Origin of the sequence: Geomonas terrae (assembly GCF_004791675.1) — a bacterium.
Taxonomy (GTDB): Bacteria; Desulfobacterota; Desulfuromonadia; order Geobacterales; family Geobacteraceae; genus Geomonas; species Geomonas edaphica.
Window position 1 is genome coordinate 42,668 of record NZ_SRSC01000003.1, and the last position, 15,645, is coordinate 58,312.

Annotated in this window: 17 protein-coding genes, 1 pseudogene and 1 riboswitch; of the genes and pseudogenes, 13 read left to right on the forward strand and 5 right to left on the reverse strand. The window is 56.9% G+C overall.

Annotation, left to right across the window (positions count from 1 at the left end):
* Positions 1-2: 2 nt before the first annotated feature.
* Positions 3-79, reverse strand: a riboswitch (cyclic di-GMP riboswitch).
* Between the two features lie 344 nt (positions 80-423).
* Positions 424-630, forward strand: coding sequence for a hypothetical protein (locus tag E4633_RS11940; RefSeq protein WP_135870494.1), 207 nt, complete (start codon positions 424-426; stop codon positions 628-630).
* Positions 631-843: 213 nt separating this feature from the next.
* The gene (locus E4633_RS11945; protein WP_135870495.1) at positions 844-1,581 is read left to right on the forward strand and encodes a C40 family peptidase; all 738 of its coding nucleotides are present in this window, start codon (positions 844-846) and stop codon (positions 1,579-1,581) included.
* A gap of 75 nt (positions 1,582-1,656) precedes the next feature.
* Here the strand turns inward: E4633_RS11945 and E4633_RS11950 are convergent, their stop codons facing one another.
* From E4633_RS11950 to E4633_RS11960, 3 genes are all read right to left on the reverse strand, one after another.
* Positions 1,657-2,232 carry a hypothetical protein gene (locus tag E4633_RS11950; protein WP_246038081.1) on the reverse strand — a complete coding sequence of 192 codons (576 nt, stop codon included), beginning with the start codon at positions 2,230-2,232 and terminating at the stop codon, positions 1,657-1,659.
* 275 nt (positions 2,233-2,507) lie between these two features.
* On the reverse strand, positions 2,508-2,840 hold the full coding sequence (locus E4633_RS11955) for a hypothetical protein (protein WP_135870496.1): 333 nt from the start codon (positions 2,838-2,840) through the stop codon (positions 2,508-2,510).
* A gap of 154 nt (positions 2,841-2,994) precedes the next feature.
* Positions 2,995-3,549: an NADPH-dependent FMN reductase gene (locus E4633_RS11960; protein WP_135870497.1), complete on the reverse strand. Its 555-nt coding sequence runs from the start codon at positions 3,547-3,549 to the stop codon at positions 2,995-2,997.
* A 214-nt stretch (positions 3,550-3,763) separates the two neighbouring features.
* Here E4633_RS11960 and E4633_RS11965 point away from each other — a divergent pair, with 214 nt between their 5' ends.
* A complete protein-coding gene (locus E4633_RS11965) occupies positions 3,764-4,951 on the forward strand; it encodes a hypothetical protein (protein ID WP_135870498.1) in 1,188 nt (395 codons plus the stop codon).
* Positions 4,952-5,657: 706 nt separating this feature from the next.
* Here the strand turns inward: E4633_RS11965 and E4633_RS11970 are convergent.
* Positions 5,658-6,032: a low affinity iron permease family protein gene (locus E4633_RS11970; protein WP_135870499.1), complete on the reverse strand. Its 375-nt coding sequence runs from the start codon at positions 6,030-6,032 to the stop codon at positions 5,658-5,660.
* A gap of 222 nt (positions 6,033-6,254) precedes the next feature.
* On the opposite strand from E4633_RS11970, the gene E4633_RS11975 reads away from it, so the two are divergent.
* The 5 genes and pseudogenes from E4633_RS11975 to E4633_RS20985 form a co-directional block, all read left to right on the forward strand.
* On the forward strand, positions 6,255-7,352 hold the full coding sequence (locus E4633_RS11975) for an MFS transporter (protein ID WP_135870500.1): 1,098 nt from the start codon (positions 6,255-6,257) through the stop codon (positions 7,350-7,352).
* On the forward strand, positions 7,319-7,744 hold the full coding sequence (locus tag E4633_RS11980) for a hypothetical protein (protein WP_135870501.1): 426 nt from the start codon (positions 7,319-7,321) through the stop codon (positions 7,742-7,744). Before E4633_RS11975 ends, E4633_RS11980 begins: the two co-directional genes overlap by 34 nt.
* A 58-nt stretch (positions 7,745-7,802) precedes the next feature.
* Positions 7,803-8,168, forward strand: a complete 366-nt coding sequence (locus E4633_RS11985; protein ID WP_135870502.1) for a hypothetical protein — start codon at positions 7,803-7,805, stop codon at positions 8,166-8,168.
* 162 nt (positions 8,169-8,330) lie between these two features.
* The gene (locus E4633_RS11990) at positions 8,331-10,052 is read left to right on the forward strand and encodes a DUF3592 domain-containing protein (protein WP_135870503.1); all 1,722 of its coding nucleotides are present in this window, start codon (positions 8,331-8,333) and stop codon (positions 10,050-10,052) included.
* 152 nt (positions 10,053-10,204) lie between these two features.
* Positions 10,205-10,330: pseudogene (locus E4633_RS20985) on the forward strand (putative Ig domain-containing protein); the annotation flags it as partial.
* Here E4633_RS20985 and E4633_RS20885 read toward each other — a convergent pair.
* Positions 10,330-10,458, reverse strand: coding sequence for a hypothetical protein (locus tag E4633_RS20885; protein ID WP_281276773.1), 129 nt, complete (start codon positions 10,456-10,458; stop codon positions 10,330-10,332). The pseudogene E4633_RS20985 and the gene E4633_RS20885 overlap by 1 nt on opposite strands.
* Between E4633_RS20885 and E4633_RS11995 the strand changes: the two genes are divergently transcribed.
* The 5 genes from E4633_RS11995 (at position 10,448) to E4633_RS12015 (ending at position 15,607) form a co-directional block, all read left to right on the forward strand.
* Positions 10,448-11,896 carry an outer membrane protein assembly factor BamB family protein gene (locus E4633_RS11995; protein ID WP_246038082.1) on the forward strand — a complete coding sequence of 483 codons (1,449 nt, stop codon included), beginning with the start codon at positions 10,448-10,450 and terminating at the stop codon, positions 11,894-11,896. The genes E4633_RS20885 and E4633_RS11995 overlap by 11 nt on opposite strands.
* 230 nt (positions 11,897-12,126) lie before the next feature.
* Entirely contained in the window at positions 12,127-12,585 is a 459-nt protein-coding gene (locus E4633_RS12000; protein WP_135870505.1) for a tetratricopeptide repeat protein, read from the forward strand.
* 231 nt (positions 12,586-12,816) lie between these two features.
* Positions 12,817-13,398, forward strand: coding sequence for an antibiotic biosynthesis monooxygenase (locus E4633_RS12005; protein WP_135870506.1), 582 nt, complete (start codon positions 12,817-12,819; stop codon positions 13,396-13,398).
* 62 nt (positions 13,399-13,460) lie between these two features.
* Positions 13,461-14,402, forward strand: coding sequence for a DUF2157 domain-containing protein (locus E4633_RS12010; RefSeq protein WP_135870507.1), 942 nt, complete (start codon positions 13,461-13,463; stop codon positions 14,400-14,402).
* Positions 14,402-15,607 carry a hypothetical protein gene (locus tag E4633_RS12015; RefSeq protein WP_135870508.1) on the forward strand — a complete coding sequence of 402 codons (1,206 nt, stop codon included), beginning with the start codon at positions 14,402-14,404 and terminating at the stop codon, positions 15,605-15,607. The genes E4633_RS12010 and E4633_RS12015 overlap by 1 nt, the downstream gene beginning before the upstream one ends.
* Positions 15,608-15,645: the final 38 nt, after the last annotated feature.

The following is a 15,645-nucleotide window of genomic DNA, read 5'->3' on the forward strand; positions in this document are numbered from 1 at the left end:
ATTTCGGCAACCCGGCTGTCTGCATGAGACCCAATGGGCTTTCCGCCCCACCCTCGCGGGTGGTTTAGTATTGTCGTGTATCGTCGGTATGAGGATGCCCGCAGAGGGGACCCTCTATGTAGGAGCTTGAATACATTACCCTAATTGCATATGGTAAAGCAATGGCCTTTTGTCTACAGGACCGGGTGTGGGGCGACGGGATGATCCGAATTGGACAGGTACAAAATTCCCGTCCTTTTTGAGCAGTGAAGTTGACTTTCCAGGGCGGGCGCATAGAATCGTATACGGAAAAAGTTCGTCTCTTTTAATGGGACTTACCCGCACTGTCTCTAGTAATATGATTAATATACCAGATGGATAAATGCCGGCACGACAGTATCTCTTTGTTTCTTCATTCTGTTGTGGTGGCAGGCGGGAGGAAGTATGGCTGACATAGAGCACGACGAAAGCGGGTTCACCTGTGAGTGCGGCCTGCGCAACGAATATCCAGGGTATGTCCAGTCTCACTGGAGTGTGAAGCTGTCATACTCATGCGCTTGCCACAGGCAGTACATACTGTACCGGGGCACCGTGGTGAAGACCTCGCGCGAGTCCCAGGAGATATTCGACAGCGAAGCCTTCGGCGACTGAAACCCCGTCACGATCCCCGCCAATCAATAGCGCTTTCCCACACGCCAAGTTGGCTGCCAATTTGCAACACATGACGCGGAACCGGCCACTTCCGCCGGCAGAATCCGTTGATTATGGCTCCGAACGCCCTTTTCGGTGACGGAGCGTTGACTCCGCGTCAAAACACCGGCTGCGCCCCCTCAAATATGCGGACCCGGCCGGATGGGAAAAACAATGGCAATAAATCCGCTGCAGACACAAGCCTTGCCCGCATCGCCGCGCGAACTCCGCGTACAGAAGAAGAATGACTCCGTCACTATGGACTTCCAGTCCCTGCTACATTCGATGAGCGTCCCTGAAGAGGCGAAGTCGGTATCGCCACAGACCGCTGCGGAACTGCTCCGTATCCAGATGATGCAAAGTACCCTCGCCCTGTCCAGCGATCGCCCTGACACTGCCATCCAGGGACAACGGGCCATTGCTGCGCTCCTGCAGGGACTCGACCAGGCACCCGGCAGGCAAATGCGGAGCACTGCGGCGCTGGAGACGGCGGAAGCGCAGGAGTGGGCGTCGTCGATGCCGTCCCCTTCCACGACACGGGACGCCGAGGTCGACGGCGTCAGCCAGACCGCCGCGGAGTTCCTCGGCACGCCTTACCTTTTCGGCGGGGAAGGGGCGAGCGGCATCGACTGCTCGAGCTTCGTCCAGCAGGTCTTCCAGGCTCATCACATCAACCTCCCCAGGACGGCGCGTGAACAGATCACCGTCGGCAGCGATGTCGCCCCGGGCGACCTCCAAAAGGGCGACCTGGTCTTTTTTCAGACCTACGCCTCCTATCCGTCGCACGTCGGCATCTACCTTGGCGACGGCAAGATGATCCACGCATCATCCGGGAGGGGAGAAGTCACCGTCTCCGACATGAATAGCGACTACTACAGCTCCCGGTACCTGGGGGCGAAACGCGTTATCTGATCCTGCTGCAGGCCGTTCGTCGTAACGGAACGCTCGCTACGCCCGTTCCCGTCTCGCCAAGCCATGTTCCCCTTCCTAGATGTCCGCAAGGTCGTAGAATCGGTTGATGACTTCCTTTACCCTTCCCATGAGCGCCTTGAGGCGGCCCCGAGCAGTGTCTTCGCGCGCGGCATCGTCGGGGGACCAGATCTGGCGCACCGTCGCTATATCCACGTTCTTGCGTGTGGTGATCTCGTCGTAGTTGTCGGTGATGCCGCAACAAAGCGCCCGGTTCCACTCCTCCCGGCTCGCCGATCTCCACTTGGACCTGAATTCCTGGAAGGTCGGCTCGTCGCCGAAGTTCATCTCACTCACATCTATCGATATCGGTTCGCCCTGTGCGTTGCGGTGCACCCTCTCCACATAAGCCACATGCCAGTAGCTCTTGATGGTGAAAATGGCGACGTCACCCTCGGTGACCTCGGTGACCTCAGTGTTCCTGAGGGTGGGCATGTCGTCACGCATCGGTATGGGAAACGAGGGAATCCTCGACTTGACGTAATCGACGCAATATCCTCCCCGGTCCATCCAGTCCTCGCAGTTGCAGGCGGCATGAGAGGTCCGGATGCCGAAAGTCATCAGAAAAAGAAAGATCAAAATACTGCTTTTCATGCGGTTCTCCATAAAGCTTTGCCGTTCCGCGCGGGAATTTGCGCAGACGAAGGCTCGGGCGCTCCGGTAGGCGACGTAGCGGCCGAGCAGTACATCACGCAGAGGTGCACCTGCGCGGCTCGGGCGCTCAAAGCGCGCATGCGGCCCTTAGGGCGCGGACGCGATGATCCAAGCGCTGTGCGTGGCGCATTCGGGTACTGTGCCGGGTGCTGCGGCGTGAGTCGGCATTTCCTTTGCCGACCTAGGCGGCGCAGGATGCGAATTGTCAGTGTGGATCAGCCTTGGAGTTGTTCGGGAGGGGCACGGCCGGAGTGGGGGATGACGGCGGAGGAGCGGCGCAGCGTTGGGGTGGACTGGACAACGGTGCCGTAACAGGTGACGGCAACGGCCTCGACCACCTTCGGCAACACGGCGACCAGGTCGTGGTGCTGCTTAAGCTGGCTGGAAAGATTCTTCTGCTGGAGTTCGAAGGTGACGCGGTGTAGCGGCTTGGGTCGATTGGGGCGCGAGAGGTCGGGCACCCGTGCGCCTGCACAGAGCAGGGACAGGACGACCAGGAGTATCACCAGAACCTGGGGGCGAATATGGGGGATGCGGTCACTTCTCATAGAGTTCTCGGCGCTCATTAATAGCATGTTTACCCGTAAAAGGGAACCTGCTAGTCGAGTCCGAGGCTTTGAATAACACATCTGGGACGAGAAGGCCCCCGACTATACGACGGGGGCCTTCTTCTCAGTACCATATTATTATGTTGCCGCCGGCTTATTCCGCGTGCTGCTTCACCCACTGGACGTAGCGGTCCATCCATCCCTGCAGGAACTTCACCGTGTCGGGGCTCGCGATGTTCCCATCCCCGTCGAAGAAGCCATCCTTCACCTGGATGAACACCTCGGGCTGCCCCATGGTCGGCGCATCGAGGTAGGCAAGCGTGTTGCGCAGGTGCTGCTGTGCCATTGCGGAACCGATTTGTCCGATGGATGCCCCGAGTATGCCGGTCGGTTTGCCGGTCCAGACGCTCGTACCGTAGGGTCGCGAGGCGTTGTCGAGGGCGTTTTTAAGCACGCCCGGCATGGAGCGGTTGTATTCCGGCGTCACGAAGATGAGACCGGAGCATCCTTTTACATCACCCTTGAGTCGGACTACCGACTGGGCCTGCTTGTCGTCGTCATCCTGGTTGTAAAGCGGCAGGTCGCCTATTTCCAAAAACTTGAAAGAGAACTCTGCAGGGCCCAGCTTTACCAGCGCATTGGCAAGCTTTCTGTTGATGGAATCCCGACGCAGACTCCCCACGATTACTCCAATCTGGTATTGCCCCATCTTCCATTCCTCCCGTGATTTGTGACATCGACCCGCAGATATGACTATAGCACTTCGTCTCGTGTTTGCTTTGCTACACAAGGATCTCAGTTCATCTTTGACGGAGCAGATTGGTTGGGGTTTATAACTGAATATTTAGATATTCTTTGACAGTAAAATGAAAAGGAATTAAAAGAATTGTAGGAAAAAGTCTGGCTCAGGAGGGGACCTTTACATGATCCGGTTTGACCACGAACAGCCGATGACCGGGGATGCGGCGATACCTCCCGCAAACGGTAGGGAGGTCGCCTTTTGCTGGTGGGGTGCCATCTTGTGGAACGCCATCGCGCAACCCACAGGCTTCATCTGTCTCAATGCGCTCATCAAAGGCGAGGCGTTGGCGGCACTCGGCCTGCTGTTCCCGTTGGTGGGGCTCCGGCTTCTCTGGCAGGCGTTCAGGAAAAGGCGTCAGGTGCGGGATCTCGGTGAAATCCGACTGCACATGGACCCATTCCCAGCGTCGATTGGCGGTGAAGCCGGAGGGAGTATCGATCTTCCCGTCCGCTACAGCGCTGACAACGTCTTTCTGGTTTCCCTTCGCTGCGAGAGGGGCATCAAAAGGGATGATGACACCCACATGGAACTGATGTGGGATGAGCGAGGCTATGCTGCATCGATGCCGGCTGGCACCGGCACAAGAATCGCGTTTCGCTTTGCCGTTCCCGCCAACCAGTTGTCGAGCAGCAACGTGCATGTCTGGACGATACGGATCACCGCCGAACTGCCCGGTCTGGAATTCGACCGAAGCTTCATCATACCGGTGCTGAGGGCCGGTAGGCCTAAGCGCTCCCAACTGACGGTTCCTCTGGCTTGCGAGCTCAAGCCCCCCATGGATATCCCCTCCCGCACGGTCCGAATCCGACATCACCCGGCAGGAGTGCAGTTGCTATTTCCCTGTCGGCGCAATGCGAAGAGCGCCTTGCTCTCCGCATTTTTCAGTGCGTGGTTTTTGGGTGGCGTCGTCATTATCGTGGTGAAGAACCCTGGGGCGGAAGCCGTCATGCTGCCGCTCTTTGGGTTGATCGGTGGTGGCCTGCTGCTCTATTCCGTCTGGCTGTCGGGAAACTCCATAGAAGTGAGCGCCGGTGCCGGTGAATTGAACGTAGTACGCCGTTTCTTGGGGCTCTCCCTCCCCGCATCCCGCATCGCCGCAGTTGCAGTCAGGAGAGTCGAGCCGGTGAGAAGCGGCGCGCACGGTACAGGCCCCTGTGCGCGGCTGCTGTACCGGATCACGGCTCAATGTAGTGATGGCACAGGCATCACCGTTGGAGATGGCGTGGAAGGAAGACGCGTAGCCGAGGAAGTTGCACGTCAGCTGCGCGAGGCCTGCGGCGTGCTCCCTAGCACCGCGGAGGACCTCTAGGGTACGGCGTGTTCACGATGTACAATTGTCAGGGCTCTGCCCCGCACATCTTACGTATCTTGCCCGCCTCCCGATCTCTACAGCCTTGGGTGGAAACCCGTACACTCCAGCAGATAGGTCGCACATCACGTAGGATGATTAATCTAACGCGATGGAAAAGTCATACACCGCGATGGATGATTAATCTAACGCGATGAATAAGTTATGCACCGCGTTGGATGATTAATATACTGAGTCGTATGACTAATATGCCGCGATGGATGATTAATCTAACGCTATGGAGAAGTCATACATCGCGATGCACGATTCATATGCTGCGATATACGATTAATATACTGCTTAGGATGATTAATCCAACGCAATGGAAAAGTCATACACTGCGATGCACGATTAATATACCGCGGAGGATGATTAATCTAACGCAATAGAAAAGTCATACACCGCGATGGATGATTAATCTAACGCGATGGAAAAGTCATACAACGCGATGGATGATTAATCTAAAGCGATATAAAAGTCATGCACCGCGATGGATAACACGTTTACCGCGATTGATAACACGCACATCACGTTAGATGAAATTTCGAGAAGTGGGCGGGGGGGGGAGCACAGGATATCGCACCGCAGGTATCTTTCATCCGCAGTCGTGTGGAAGGGGGAACCAGGAAAATTTCAGTTCCCAGGGCTAATGCGACGTGGCTGGGAATTATTTCTCAGGGGACTTTTTCTTTCTTATCCGTTCAAATTCGGCCTGGAGACGGTCCAGTTCATGGTCGGACAAATCCTCCAGGTCTACAAGCGAGTTCCTTGCGCCTTTCTGTGCTTTGAGAAGCTCATCGAGCTTGAGATGAAGAGCCCGTGCATCACGGTTCTGTGTGTTTTGTATAAGAAACACCATCAGAAACGTGACGATGGTCGTAGCGGTATTGATGATGAGTTGCCAGGTATCTGAAAATGCGAAAATTGGCCCCATGCCCGCCCATACTAGTAAAATCGCGATGGCGATCGCGAACGCATAGGGGGAGCCGAGCGCCTCTGCCGACGAACGAGCAAAGGTATGAAAGGTATCTTTCAGTGGCATGTGACCTCCTCGACAAGCTTTAATGTTGATCTTTATTATTACAGAAATTTTGGACTGTGTGATCTAGACGTCGAGAGCCGTTCCTGAGATTTTCTTTCCATTTTCTTTTAAAGCCGGTGAGGCCACCGGCCAGCTTCCGGCCCTAGGCTGGAAAGCTTAGAAAAACGAATTGCAAGGGGCGACGAGGCAGTCTTGGGTACAAAATTGGGAAGACATAACGCCATGCCTCTCTACTGCTTGGGTATCTGCGGACTCGGTCATTTCGCTATCGATTTCGGCTGTGCTTTCACGGTACTTGCTCTCCACGCTCACGGTGCTGTGGCCGAGCAGTGGTACTTCACCATGATCGTGGCTTACAACTTGCTCGCCTTTGGTAGCCAAGCACTGGTTGGCTCGTTGGTTGACCGCTGGATGGGATTTGCGGAGGGAGTCGGGTTGGGACTTGCCTTGACCGCCTTTGGAGTTGCCCTTGCGGTCTCACAACCTTTTACCGCACTAGCCTTTTTGGGCTGTGGCAATGCCATCTTTCATGTGAGCGCGGGGGGCGTGGTCTACCGGGCAAAACCGGGCCGGGCCGGCGGCCCTGGGATTTTTGTGGCTCCGGGAGGGCTGGGGCTTGTGACTGGTATCGTTCTTGGCCGCCAAGGAGCGTTTTCGCCGCTTTGGATAGCTCCTGTTCTTTGCATGTTAGCAGTCTGCTCCTATCGCCTTTTGTACATCAACAAATACAGTTTCATTGGGACGACGTCTGACGAGAAGTTAACGCGGGAGCGGGAGGCCCAGGTGACGGTACTCCCATCTCAGACAGCAGTTTTGGCCCTTTTGTTGCTGGTGGTTGCCCTTCGTTCCTTCGCTGGTTTTGCGCTTCCTGCACCGTGGAAAGCGGGGCAGGGGCTATGGCTGTTGGCGGCTGCTGCCTTTGCCGGCAAGGCCTCGGGCGGGTTCCTCGCCGATCGTTTCGGCTGGCAACCAGTTTGCAACTGGGTGCTTACTGCTGCCGCTTTGCTCAGTCTTGTTCACAATATTTCGCTGCCCGCCGCCTGCGGCGCTCTTTTTTGTCTGCAAGCCACAACTGGCGTCACCCTTGCTGGAGTGCAGGCCATCTTCCCCGGGAAGTCTGCCTTTGCTTTTGGCCTTCCTTGCCTGGCGCTTCTGGTCGGGGCGTTGCCATTTTATCTGCCCGAACCGTTGGGGCCCATCCCGCCAGTGCTGCTAGTAGGCGTCGGACTCGTTGCCGCTCTATCGGCCCGTGTGGCACTTACCACAAACTCGAAAGGAGACCTCACATGTACTGGCGATGCACCTTCTGTGTTGCGCTGACCGGCTTTTTTTTGTCAATCGCCGCCCGTGCGGATTTGCTTCCACCTGACGGGAAGCCGTTCTACCGGGGAAAGATAAAGATGACCATCGAACGTTTACCTGCTGGTGTCGTTCTTTTGTATGCGCATTCATACGACTCGGCATCCACCACGGCCGCTGAAAGGGAGACTCTGACCATAGACGGGACGGGAACCCTTTACGCAGTGAATAAGACTCTTGCCGCCAGAGCAACCGACCTCAAAAAGGACCAGATGTACCAGCTCAAGCATTTCAATAAATTTGACTTTCCGGTAAGCCGCTCAACGCCGCACCCGATCCAACATCTAAGCTGTTCTGTCACCGGCAGTGCGGCCTCAGCGTATAAACTTTTCTGTACGGAAAAAACAAAATGAATGGCACGGCATACCTGGTTTCATCACCAAGCGCTTGCAGACTCAACCGGAGCGACTCATGGTAGATCGCGAGTACGCGCTTCAGTTTCTAGCGGCGCTGTTGGTAACCCAACTGAGCGAACTACCGGTCGTGTGGTACCTGCTCTCGCGTCATGTGGCAGGGGAGCACCTTGGAGCCGTGAGGATCGCGACTGCCTGCTTTTTTGCCAATATGGCGACGCTTCCGTACCTATGGTTCGTATACCCGGAAATCTTCCCGTATCGTGTAGCCATCACGCTTGGTGAAGCTACCGCTCTGTTTGCAGAAGCGCTGCTATACATGATCATGCTTCGTGTCTCTCTTCGCTCGGCATTTTTCTGCTCACTGGTTGCCAACGTGTTTTCGGTGCTGGTCGGCTTGATCATCATGCCGCCATTCCCGTAAGTGGGGGGCGGGTGGGGAAGGAAAAGGGGACAGGCTACTTTTTCTGACGGAGTAACAAGGCTGAAACTAACCGGGGAGCCGCAGGCGTCCCCGGCTGTCTCCGCTATGCCCAGTGGGCTTGACTCGAGCCGTTGCATGAAGAGTCCTTAGAGTACAAAAAACATGGCTATTTCTGAGACATCTAATCGCATGCCCCAAAAATCCCATACGGTCTGGCCTCTCTATCTTTTCCTCTCCATCTTTTTGGTTATTGGTAGCGGCTGTCTGCTCTATGCCCCAGTCAAGGCGGTGAAGACACTTGTCTTTATCCGGAATGCAGCCGTTACCACCGGAACCGTGGACGATATGGTGGCAATGCACGGTTCGAAATCGACCACCTACGCCCCCTCAATCACCTTTAATACCCCGGGTGGGAGGTCGATCAGGTTCATTTCCCATATAAGCGGCAGTCCGTCGGCATACAACGTCGGGCAGCGGCTGGAGGTCTACTACGACCCGGCAAACGAGGGAAACGCCGAGATCAAGGGCTTCATCCCCCTCTGGATGCCGGTCATCATCCTCTCGGCCCTTGGACTTTCTTTCAGCGGGATTGGCGGGGGGATGATCTACGCCATGCGCCGTTCCGTAAAGGATGGGGAAAAGAAAGAGGCGCTGCTGCAGAAGGGGGTGCCGGAGTGGCAGGCTGAATCGGACTGGCAGTCGGCAACGATCAGGTCGTCCACCGGCAGGGAAGGGGTATTTTTCTGGCTCTTAGCCGCTGTCTGGAACGCCATCGCCCTGCCTACTGGATTCATCTGCCTCAACGCCGTAATCCACGAAGGCAATCGTCTGGCGGCAATCGGGCTGATGTTCCCGCTGGCTGGATTCTGGCTCCTCTGGGAGGCCGCGAGAAGGACACTCCAGATACGGACTTTCGGTGATATCCAGCTCCGGATGGACCCGTTCCCCGCCTCAATCGGCGGTGAGGCCGGCGGTACGGTCGATCTTCCGATCCACTTCAGCAGCGGCAATGTCTTTGCCGTGTTTCTCTGCTGCGAACAGGTTATCAAGCACCGGGATGGCAGCCGCAAGGAACTGATATGGCAGGAGGCCGGCCGTGCTGCGTCAACGCTTGGGCCTGCCGGCACACGGATCGCATTCCGGGTCGCCGTTCCAGCCACCGAGCCGCCAAGCAGCGATTCCCATCTTTGGACGCTAAGAATCACCGCCGAACTTCCCGGCCTGGACCTGGATCGAAGCTTTATCATTCCGGTGATCCGGGAAGAAACGCCCAGGACCTCCCGCCTGAACGTGCCGTTGGCCCCTGACCTGATGCCCTGCGAAGAGCTCCCTGTTGGGACGGTACAGGTAAATCGTCAGGGCGAGATGCTGATGCTCCGCTACCCCTGCCGCCGGAATCTGAAGACCGGCTTGTTGTGCGCATTTTTCAGCGGCTGGTTTCTCGGAGGAGTGTCAATCTTCGTGTTCAAGTCGCCCGGAATGGGATTTGTGGTCCTGCCCATTTTCGGCATGATCGGCGCAGGCTTGCTGCTGTATGCCATATGGCTCTTAAGCAACTCGCTTCAGGTTACAGTCGGAGCTGGCGGGCTATCCGTAGTGCGTCGGCTATTCGGCATCCCTATCAACAGGTCCTCCATAGAGACGGCTCTGGTCAGGAGAATTGAAATCGTTAAGTATGGGGCCCGCGGCACAGGAACATCTGCGAAACTGATCTATAAGATCACGGCTGTTTGGGGCAATGGCACAACCCTCACCCTGGGAGACGGAGTGGAAGGGAGAACCGTTGCCGAGGAGATTGCCAGACAGTTGCGGCAGGTGTGCAGGGTAAGCGTCCCGACGTTGTCTTCACATACACCATCAATGAGACCGGGAGGGCGGGTGTGAAAGCGGTCAGCCTATGGGTTGTAGTAATTTGCACCGTAATTTTGGCAGGGTGTAGCGGCGGTGGAGGCAGTTCTTCGAGGGATTCTGCGGCGCCGCAAGCGTCGTATGCTTCGCCCCAGGTTTACGGGGAGAAACAACCTATATCGTCATTGGTGCCGACGATCACCGGTACGGCGACATCGTATAGTGTGACCCCTTCGCTGCCTGCCGGTCTGGTACTGGATGCGACAACGGGCTCTATTTCAGGTACGCCTGTAGCCGCCGCGAAAACCGCTGATTATACGATCAGGGTTACTGGACCAAGCGGTTCCACAACGACCAACTTGAGCCTCACCGTAGTGCCTGTGGTCTCCGTCTCCAGGATGGTGGTGGCCAGTACGTCGGTCGCTCCGCTCGTGACGCTCAACGCCGCATCCACAGGTCTTAGTGGCAACGTCTACGCAAAGGCTATTGATCCAGACGGTGTTTTCAGTGTGCCTGTTACGGTGAATGCCAGCGCCGGCAACTACGTTCTCGAGCTCTCGACCCTGAGTTCCGTGAGCACGGGCCTCCATACCGGGCAGGTTGTTGTGAACCTATACACGGATGCCGCTTGCACAAGGCCTCAGAAGATGCCGAGCGTGTGGGTAAATTACACGGTGAACGTCCTCGATTCGGGCGGTGCGTGGCCAGGCAATCACTTGACTGCGCTTTCGTCTATTCAGGGTGCCTCCGAATGGGCCACGTTTCAGGGCAATGCCGCCCATACGGGATATGTTCCTGTAAGGCTGGACCCCAACCAGTTCAGTACGCGTTGGCAGATCTCAGTCCCTGCGCTCCTCTATTACAACAGCTGGTGCAACCTAGCCACAGTGACAACGGAGGGCGGGAACTTCTACATGGCAGGCAACGATGCGGTCACTGCTCGCAGCGAGTACGACGGATCCACTTTGTGGAGCTACAGCTTCAGCGGACTGCCAAATCCCTCTGTAAACCCGCCAGCCGTCAGCAATGGCGTCGTCTACGTGGCGGCTGGACAACAATCATCGACTTACATGTACGCCTTGGATGCCATGACCGGCTCCAAGTTATTCCAATCCGCCATGTCTTCCCAGTGGGAACACTACCTCGCTCCCACAGTGGGGTCATCGGGAGTCTATACCAACGCGGGCACGTACGGTGGATTGTACGCGTTCAACTTCCAAGGGGACCGGCTATATTTCGCGGGGGCCGAACAGCAGTCCGCTTGGACCCCAGCAGTCGATGCCAACTCGGTGTATGTCTACACTGGTGATGCGCTGCGTGTGTTCGATCCGGTCCTAGGTACGCTCAAGACAAGCATCACAGACACAACATTCACGAACTACATTTACCTAATTAATGGATCGGCCGTGCTGGGGGCTGCCAACTCTGTGTTCGCGGCGGTGTACGGCAACAGCAATCTCAACGGCGGCGATATAGGCAACTCGCTCGTGCACTTCAATCTAGTATCGAACACGGTCGACTGGAGCGTCAGGGGCGTCTACCCGTCGACGCCTGCTTACGACAGTGGAGTTATCTACGTGGCTAACAACAATCCGTTGCGCCTGGAAGCGCGCTCAGAGGCTGACGGTAAGCTGATCTGGTCATGCACGCCTCCGGCATCGGGTGATACGAGATTCGTGAGCGAGGTTCTGCTCACGAAGGATGCCGTGATCGTGAGCACGAATCTCTCGACGTACGCGATCGATCGCTCGACGCACCACGTGGTGTGGAGTTACCCGTCGGCGGGGAATCTTGTGCTGTCTCCCCGCGGTATCCTTTATATTGAGGGGTACAGCGCACAAGGCTCTACGACGACGCTTACTGCGATCAATGTTCATTGAAAGAGCAGTACGTGTGGAGTGGGGGGCGTTGGTAGCTTGTATAAGGAACGTGGTGGACCCGTAAGATAATAAGTTTGTTCTCTGGAATCTTATCAGCTTTTACGTGTCCCCCTGCTTCCCCTCAAGGAACTCAAGCACATCCCCTCCCGCTCGCACTTGCCCCACTCGCATGGACGCTCAAGCTCCTCAGCGCAAGATTCCAGGGAGGCACCGCCTCCTCTTTCAAGAAAATGGCGGGAGCCGTCGCATTTAATCTCGGGGCCGTCCTCTCCGTTGCCATCCTCTTCAGTCTTTCCCCCGCTTCTTTTCTCTGGCTGTTGGCCGACACGGCGACGCTTACAGGACGTATGGAACAGGCGGAAGGGCTTTATATGAAGGCGGAACCAGTTCTCGCAAATAATGAGGACTTCGTCTTCACTCTCGGGCAATTCTATGCCCGTAAGGGTGACTGGAACAGAGCTGCGGAATACTACGTTCGCTCCTACCAGAAGGACCCGACGAACTGGATGCCGGGGCCCTTGGTCAGTATCCCGGACTCCCTGTCAAAGGCGGGACGGCACGAGGAAGCACTTCAATGGTGTGAGCGGATCATGTCTCAGTATGCCGGAAATCGGGAAGTGACGAATGTGATGAAAAGGAAGAAAGTGGAGATAACTCAGGTTCTGAAATCCAAAAAACAGGGGCTGTAGTCACTCGGCGGCCTGAGGAAAAGGGGACAGGTCCTATCGTTCTTGCCGTTGATTGGACTAGCTACGTAGATGGGCCCGTGGCCGGAAGTGAAGTTGAACGTGTTGGATCGGTATGGGCGAAAATAAAATTACTGATATAACTTATGGTGCCACCCGGTATTCTAGAGTGGGACGGGAGTAACTCAACGAGTTAAAGCACGTCCTCTCCGGCCCTGAAGAGAGGAAAAAACCATGAGCACAGAGTTATCGACTGATAGGAAAAACGCGGAGGGCGCGACGGTTGTTATTACTCATCGCTTGCGCGAAAACAAGCAGGCAGAATACGAAAGGTGGCTTGAGGAGATTGCGCCTCTTTGCAAAGCTTCGCCTGGTCATTTGGACTGGCACATCGTTCGTCCAATACCGGGATTGACTGAAACCTATACGGTCATCATTCGATTCGATACCGAAGAGCACTTGCGAGAGTGGATGGAATCTCCGACGCGCGCTCGCTTGATAGAAAAGGTTCGGCCTCTGTTTGTGACCGATGACGATTTCTTTATCAGTAGCGGGCTGGATTTCTGGTTTACACCCGCGGGGGCGAAGGCCAAGATACCGGTACGCTGGAAACAGTTTCTGGTTACATGGTCAGCCATCTATCCTTTAGCGTTAAGTATGCCGTTCGTAGTTAATCCCATTATGGATTACCTTGGGGCTCCCAATAACCGTTTTCTAGCTACATTGGCAGTAACTGGAGTTGTCGTCTTCCTTATGGTGTACGTTGTAATGCCTCGCTATACAAGACTTGTTCAGCGATGGTTATTTGTAAGATAGGGGAGCAGGGGGACCCATTGAAATTATGCGTTGCCCACCGAACAATATGAAGGGAGGCAAAGTTGCAAAAGGCACTGAATGATCTTGAGAGCAGCGAAATCCTGAGCCGAGAGCAGGCTGCGCTGCTACGCAGGATCTACGGTCGAGAGCTATTTTCTGTGCACTGGGAACTGCGGCTGCTCCTCTATGGCGGCATCTTGATCCTGACTGCCGGACTCGGTCTGCTTGTCGCCGAACATTTTGCCTCCATCGGCCACCTCACCCTGCTCGCGGCCATCGCCCTGGGGTGCGTGGCCTGTTTTGCCTACTGCCTGCGCCACGGTGGCGGTTTCTCCCCCGAAAGTCTCGCGACGCCCGACGCGGCGTACGACTACGTCCTCCTGCTCGGCTGCCTCCTCCTCGGGACGCTACAGGGGTATCTGGAACTCCGCTACCAGTTCCTCGACCAATACTGGAACTGGTGGCTGCTGGCCTCCGCCCTGATCTATCTCCTCTGCGCCCATTACTTCGACAACCGCCTGGCCCTCTCCCTGGGCCTCTCCACCCTTGGTGCCTGGCTCGGTGTCAAAACCAGCCACCTTGGCACGGGGTTATGGGATGGTGCTTTGCGCGATAGCGCTCTCTTTTTTGGAGCCCTGGTCATTGCGGCGGGGGCGGCCCAGACCCGGCTTGGTTGGAAACGTCACTTCCTTCCCGTTCATCTGCACCTCGGGGTCAATGTACTCCTTACCGCCCTGGTAGCCGGGGTCGGCTCTCGCGCCGCCGGCTCGGCCTATCTTGCCGGTTTGCTGCTGACCGGCAGCGGCAGCGCCTTCTACGCCCTCCGGGAGCGTAGCTTCGCCTTCCTCCTCTACGCCGTCCTTTACGGCTATGTCGGCATCACTATCTTCATGCTCGATCTGGGGCACTGGAGCAGTGAAGGGATCATATTCTACTTTCTGGTCAGCGCGGTGACGCTGCTTACGGCCTTGGTGGCCTTGCATCGTCGTTTCGGGAGTGCTTAATGATCGACCTCTACGAGAAAGGTGAGCGCCGGGTGGCTGTGGTGGAGGAGGCCCTGCGCTGGAAGGAGGCCGGGATGATCACCGCGGAGCAGGCCGCTGCGGTGGCAGAGCGCTATCGTCCGGAATTGGTGCGGGTAAACCTCTTCATTCGCATCCTCCTCGCCGTGTTCACCGTGGTCGGAGTGGTTGCCCTCGTGGCGATGCCCGCCGTGATTCTAAAGGTTGAGGAAACCGGTCTCACCATGTTGTGCCTGATCTTCGCCCCACTCTGCGCCTGGGTCGCGGATCACGAACTCATTGCCGGTCGCCGCCTCTACCGCTGCGGGGCCGAGGAAGCGTTGCTGCTGCTGGCGGTCGGCATGCTCGCCCTGGCGGTCGCCATCCCCGCCCACGACTGGGGGCACGATACTGAACGTCTGGCCTTGCTGATGGCGCACATGATCTTCCTAGCCGGTGCGATTCTGCTGACGGTCCGCTACGGCTATGCCCTGATGGCGTTCGGGGCGATGCTCGCCCTCGCCGGCCTTCCCTTCCATCTTGCAGACATTCTCCATTGGCAGCAGCCGCACCTGACTCGGTTCGTCCTCCTGCTGATGCTCGGTGCAGCGGCGATCTGGTCGCAGCGGCGACTTGGCCGCCGTGACAGCCTGCACCGGGGATACGTCTGGTCTCTGGAAACAGTGCGCATCTCCGCTTGGGCTGGGATCTACCTTGACGTGAACCTCTTTGCTCACCGACTCCTCTGGCGGGAATGGCTTGGGTGGACGCCGGGAGAATCGATATTCTCCTGGAGCGATGACATCTGCGCCCTGCTTACCGCCATCCTGCCGATGGCTTCCCTGGCGATGGGAATCGGCCGCCGCGACCGGGCACTGCTCTGGTTCGGCGTTGTATCCGCCATCTTGTCGATCCTCACCCTGAAGTACTACGTACATCTCGGGCATCTTCCCGAGGAGTTGACGGCTGCGGGGCTCTTGGTGGTCGGCCTCGCCTTCGGCCTGCTGCGTTGGCTGCGCGCCGGTTCGAAGCGCTGCCGGGGTGCCTTTACCGCCGAATCGCTTCTCGAACCGCGTCTTTATGGTCTCGATGCCGAGGCGCTAGCGGCAATCCAGCCCCTCGCCCCGGAGCCCAGGATGTCGCAGCCCAAGGGATTCCAACCGGGCGGCGGCACCTTCGGAGGAGGCGGTGCATCCGGCGGCTATTAGTCATCAAAGAAGAGAAGGGATTAGGATGAGAGGATGAA

What these genes read in the sequence shown, in the direction of transcription:
- E4633_RS11940 (WP_135870494.1), top strand. Translation starts at nt 424, where the DNA reads ATGGCTGACATAGAGCACGACGAAAGCGGGTTCACCTGTGAGTGCGGC.
- E4633_RS11945 (WP_135870495.1), top strand. Translation starts at nt 844, where the DNA reads ATGGCAATAAATCCGCTGCAGACACAAGCCTTGCCCGCATCGCCGCGC.
- E4633_RS11950 (WP_246038081.1), bottom strand. Translation starts at nt 2,232, where the DNA reads ATGAAAAGCAGTATTTTGATCTTTCTTTTTCTGATGACTTTCGGCATC.
- E4633_RS11955 (WP_135870496.1), bottom strand. Translation starts at nt 2,840, where the DNA reads ATGAGAAGTGACCGCATCCCCCATATTCGCCCCCAGGTTCTGGTGATA.
- E4633_RS11960 (WP_135870497.1), bottom strand. Translation starts at nt 3,549, where the DNA reads ATGGGGCAATACCAGATTGGAGTAATCGTGGGGAGTCTGCGTCGGGAT.
- E4633_RS11965 (WP_135870498.1), top strand. Translation starts at nt 3,764, where the DNA reads ATGATCCGGTTTGACCACGAACAGCCGATGACCGGGGATGCGGCGATA.
- E4633_RS11970 (WP_135870499.1), bottom strand. Translation starts at nt 6,032, where the DNA reads ATGCCACTGAAAGATACCTTTCATACCTTTGCTCGTTCGTCGGCAGAG.
- E4633_RS11975 (WP_135870500.1), top strand. Translation starts at nt 6,255, where the DNA reads ATGCCTCTCTACTGCTTGGGTATCTGCGGACTCGGTCATTTCGCTATC.
- E4633_RS11980 (WP_135870501.1), top strand. Translation starts at nt 7,319, where the DNA reads ATGTACTGGCGATGCACCTTCTGTGTTGCGCTGACCGGCTTTTTTTTG.
- E4633_RS11985 (WP_135870502.1), top strand. Translation starts at nt 7,803, where the DNA reads ATGGTAGATCGCGAGTACGCGCTTCAGTTTCTAGCGGCGCTGTTGGTA.
- E4633_RS11990 (WP_135870503.1), top strand. Translation starts at nt 8,331, where the DNA reads ATGGCTATTTCTGAGACATCTAATCGCATGCCCCAAAAATCCCATACG.
- E4633_RS12000 (WP_135870505.1), top strand. Translation starts at nt 12,127, where the DNA reads ATGGCGGGAGCCGTCGCATTTAATCTCGGGGCCGTCCTCTCCGTTGCC.
- E4633_RS12005 (WP_135870506.1), top strand. Translation starts at nt 12,817, where the DNA reads ATGAGCACAGAGTTATCGACTGATAGGAAAAACGCGGAGGGCGCGACG.
- E4633_RS12015 (WP_135870508.1), top strand. Translation starts at nt 14,402, where the DNA reads ATGATCGACCTCTACGAGAAAGGTGAGCGCCGGGTGGCTGTGGTGGAG.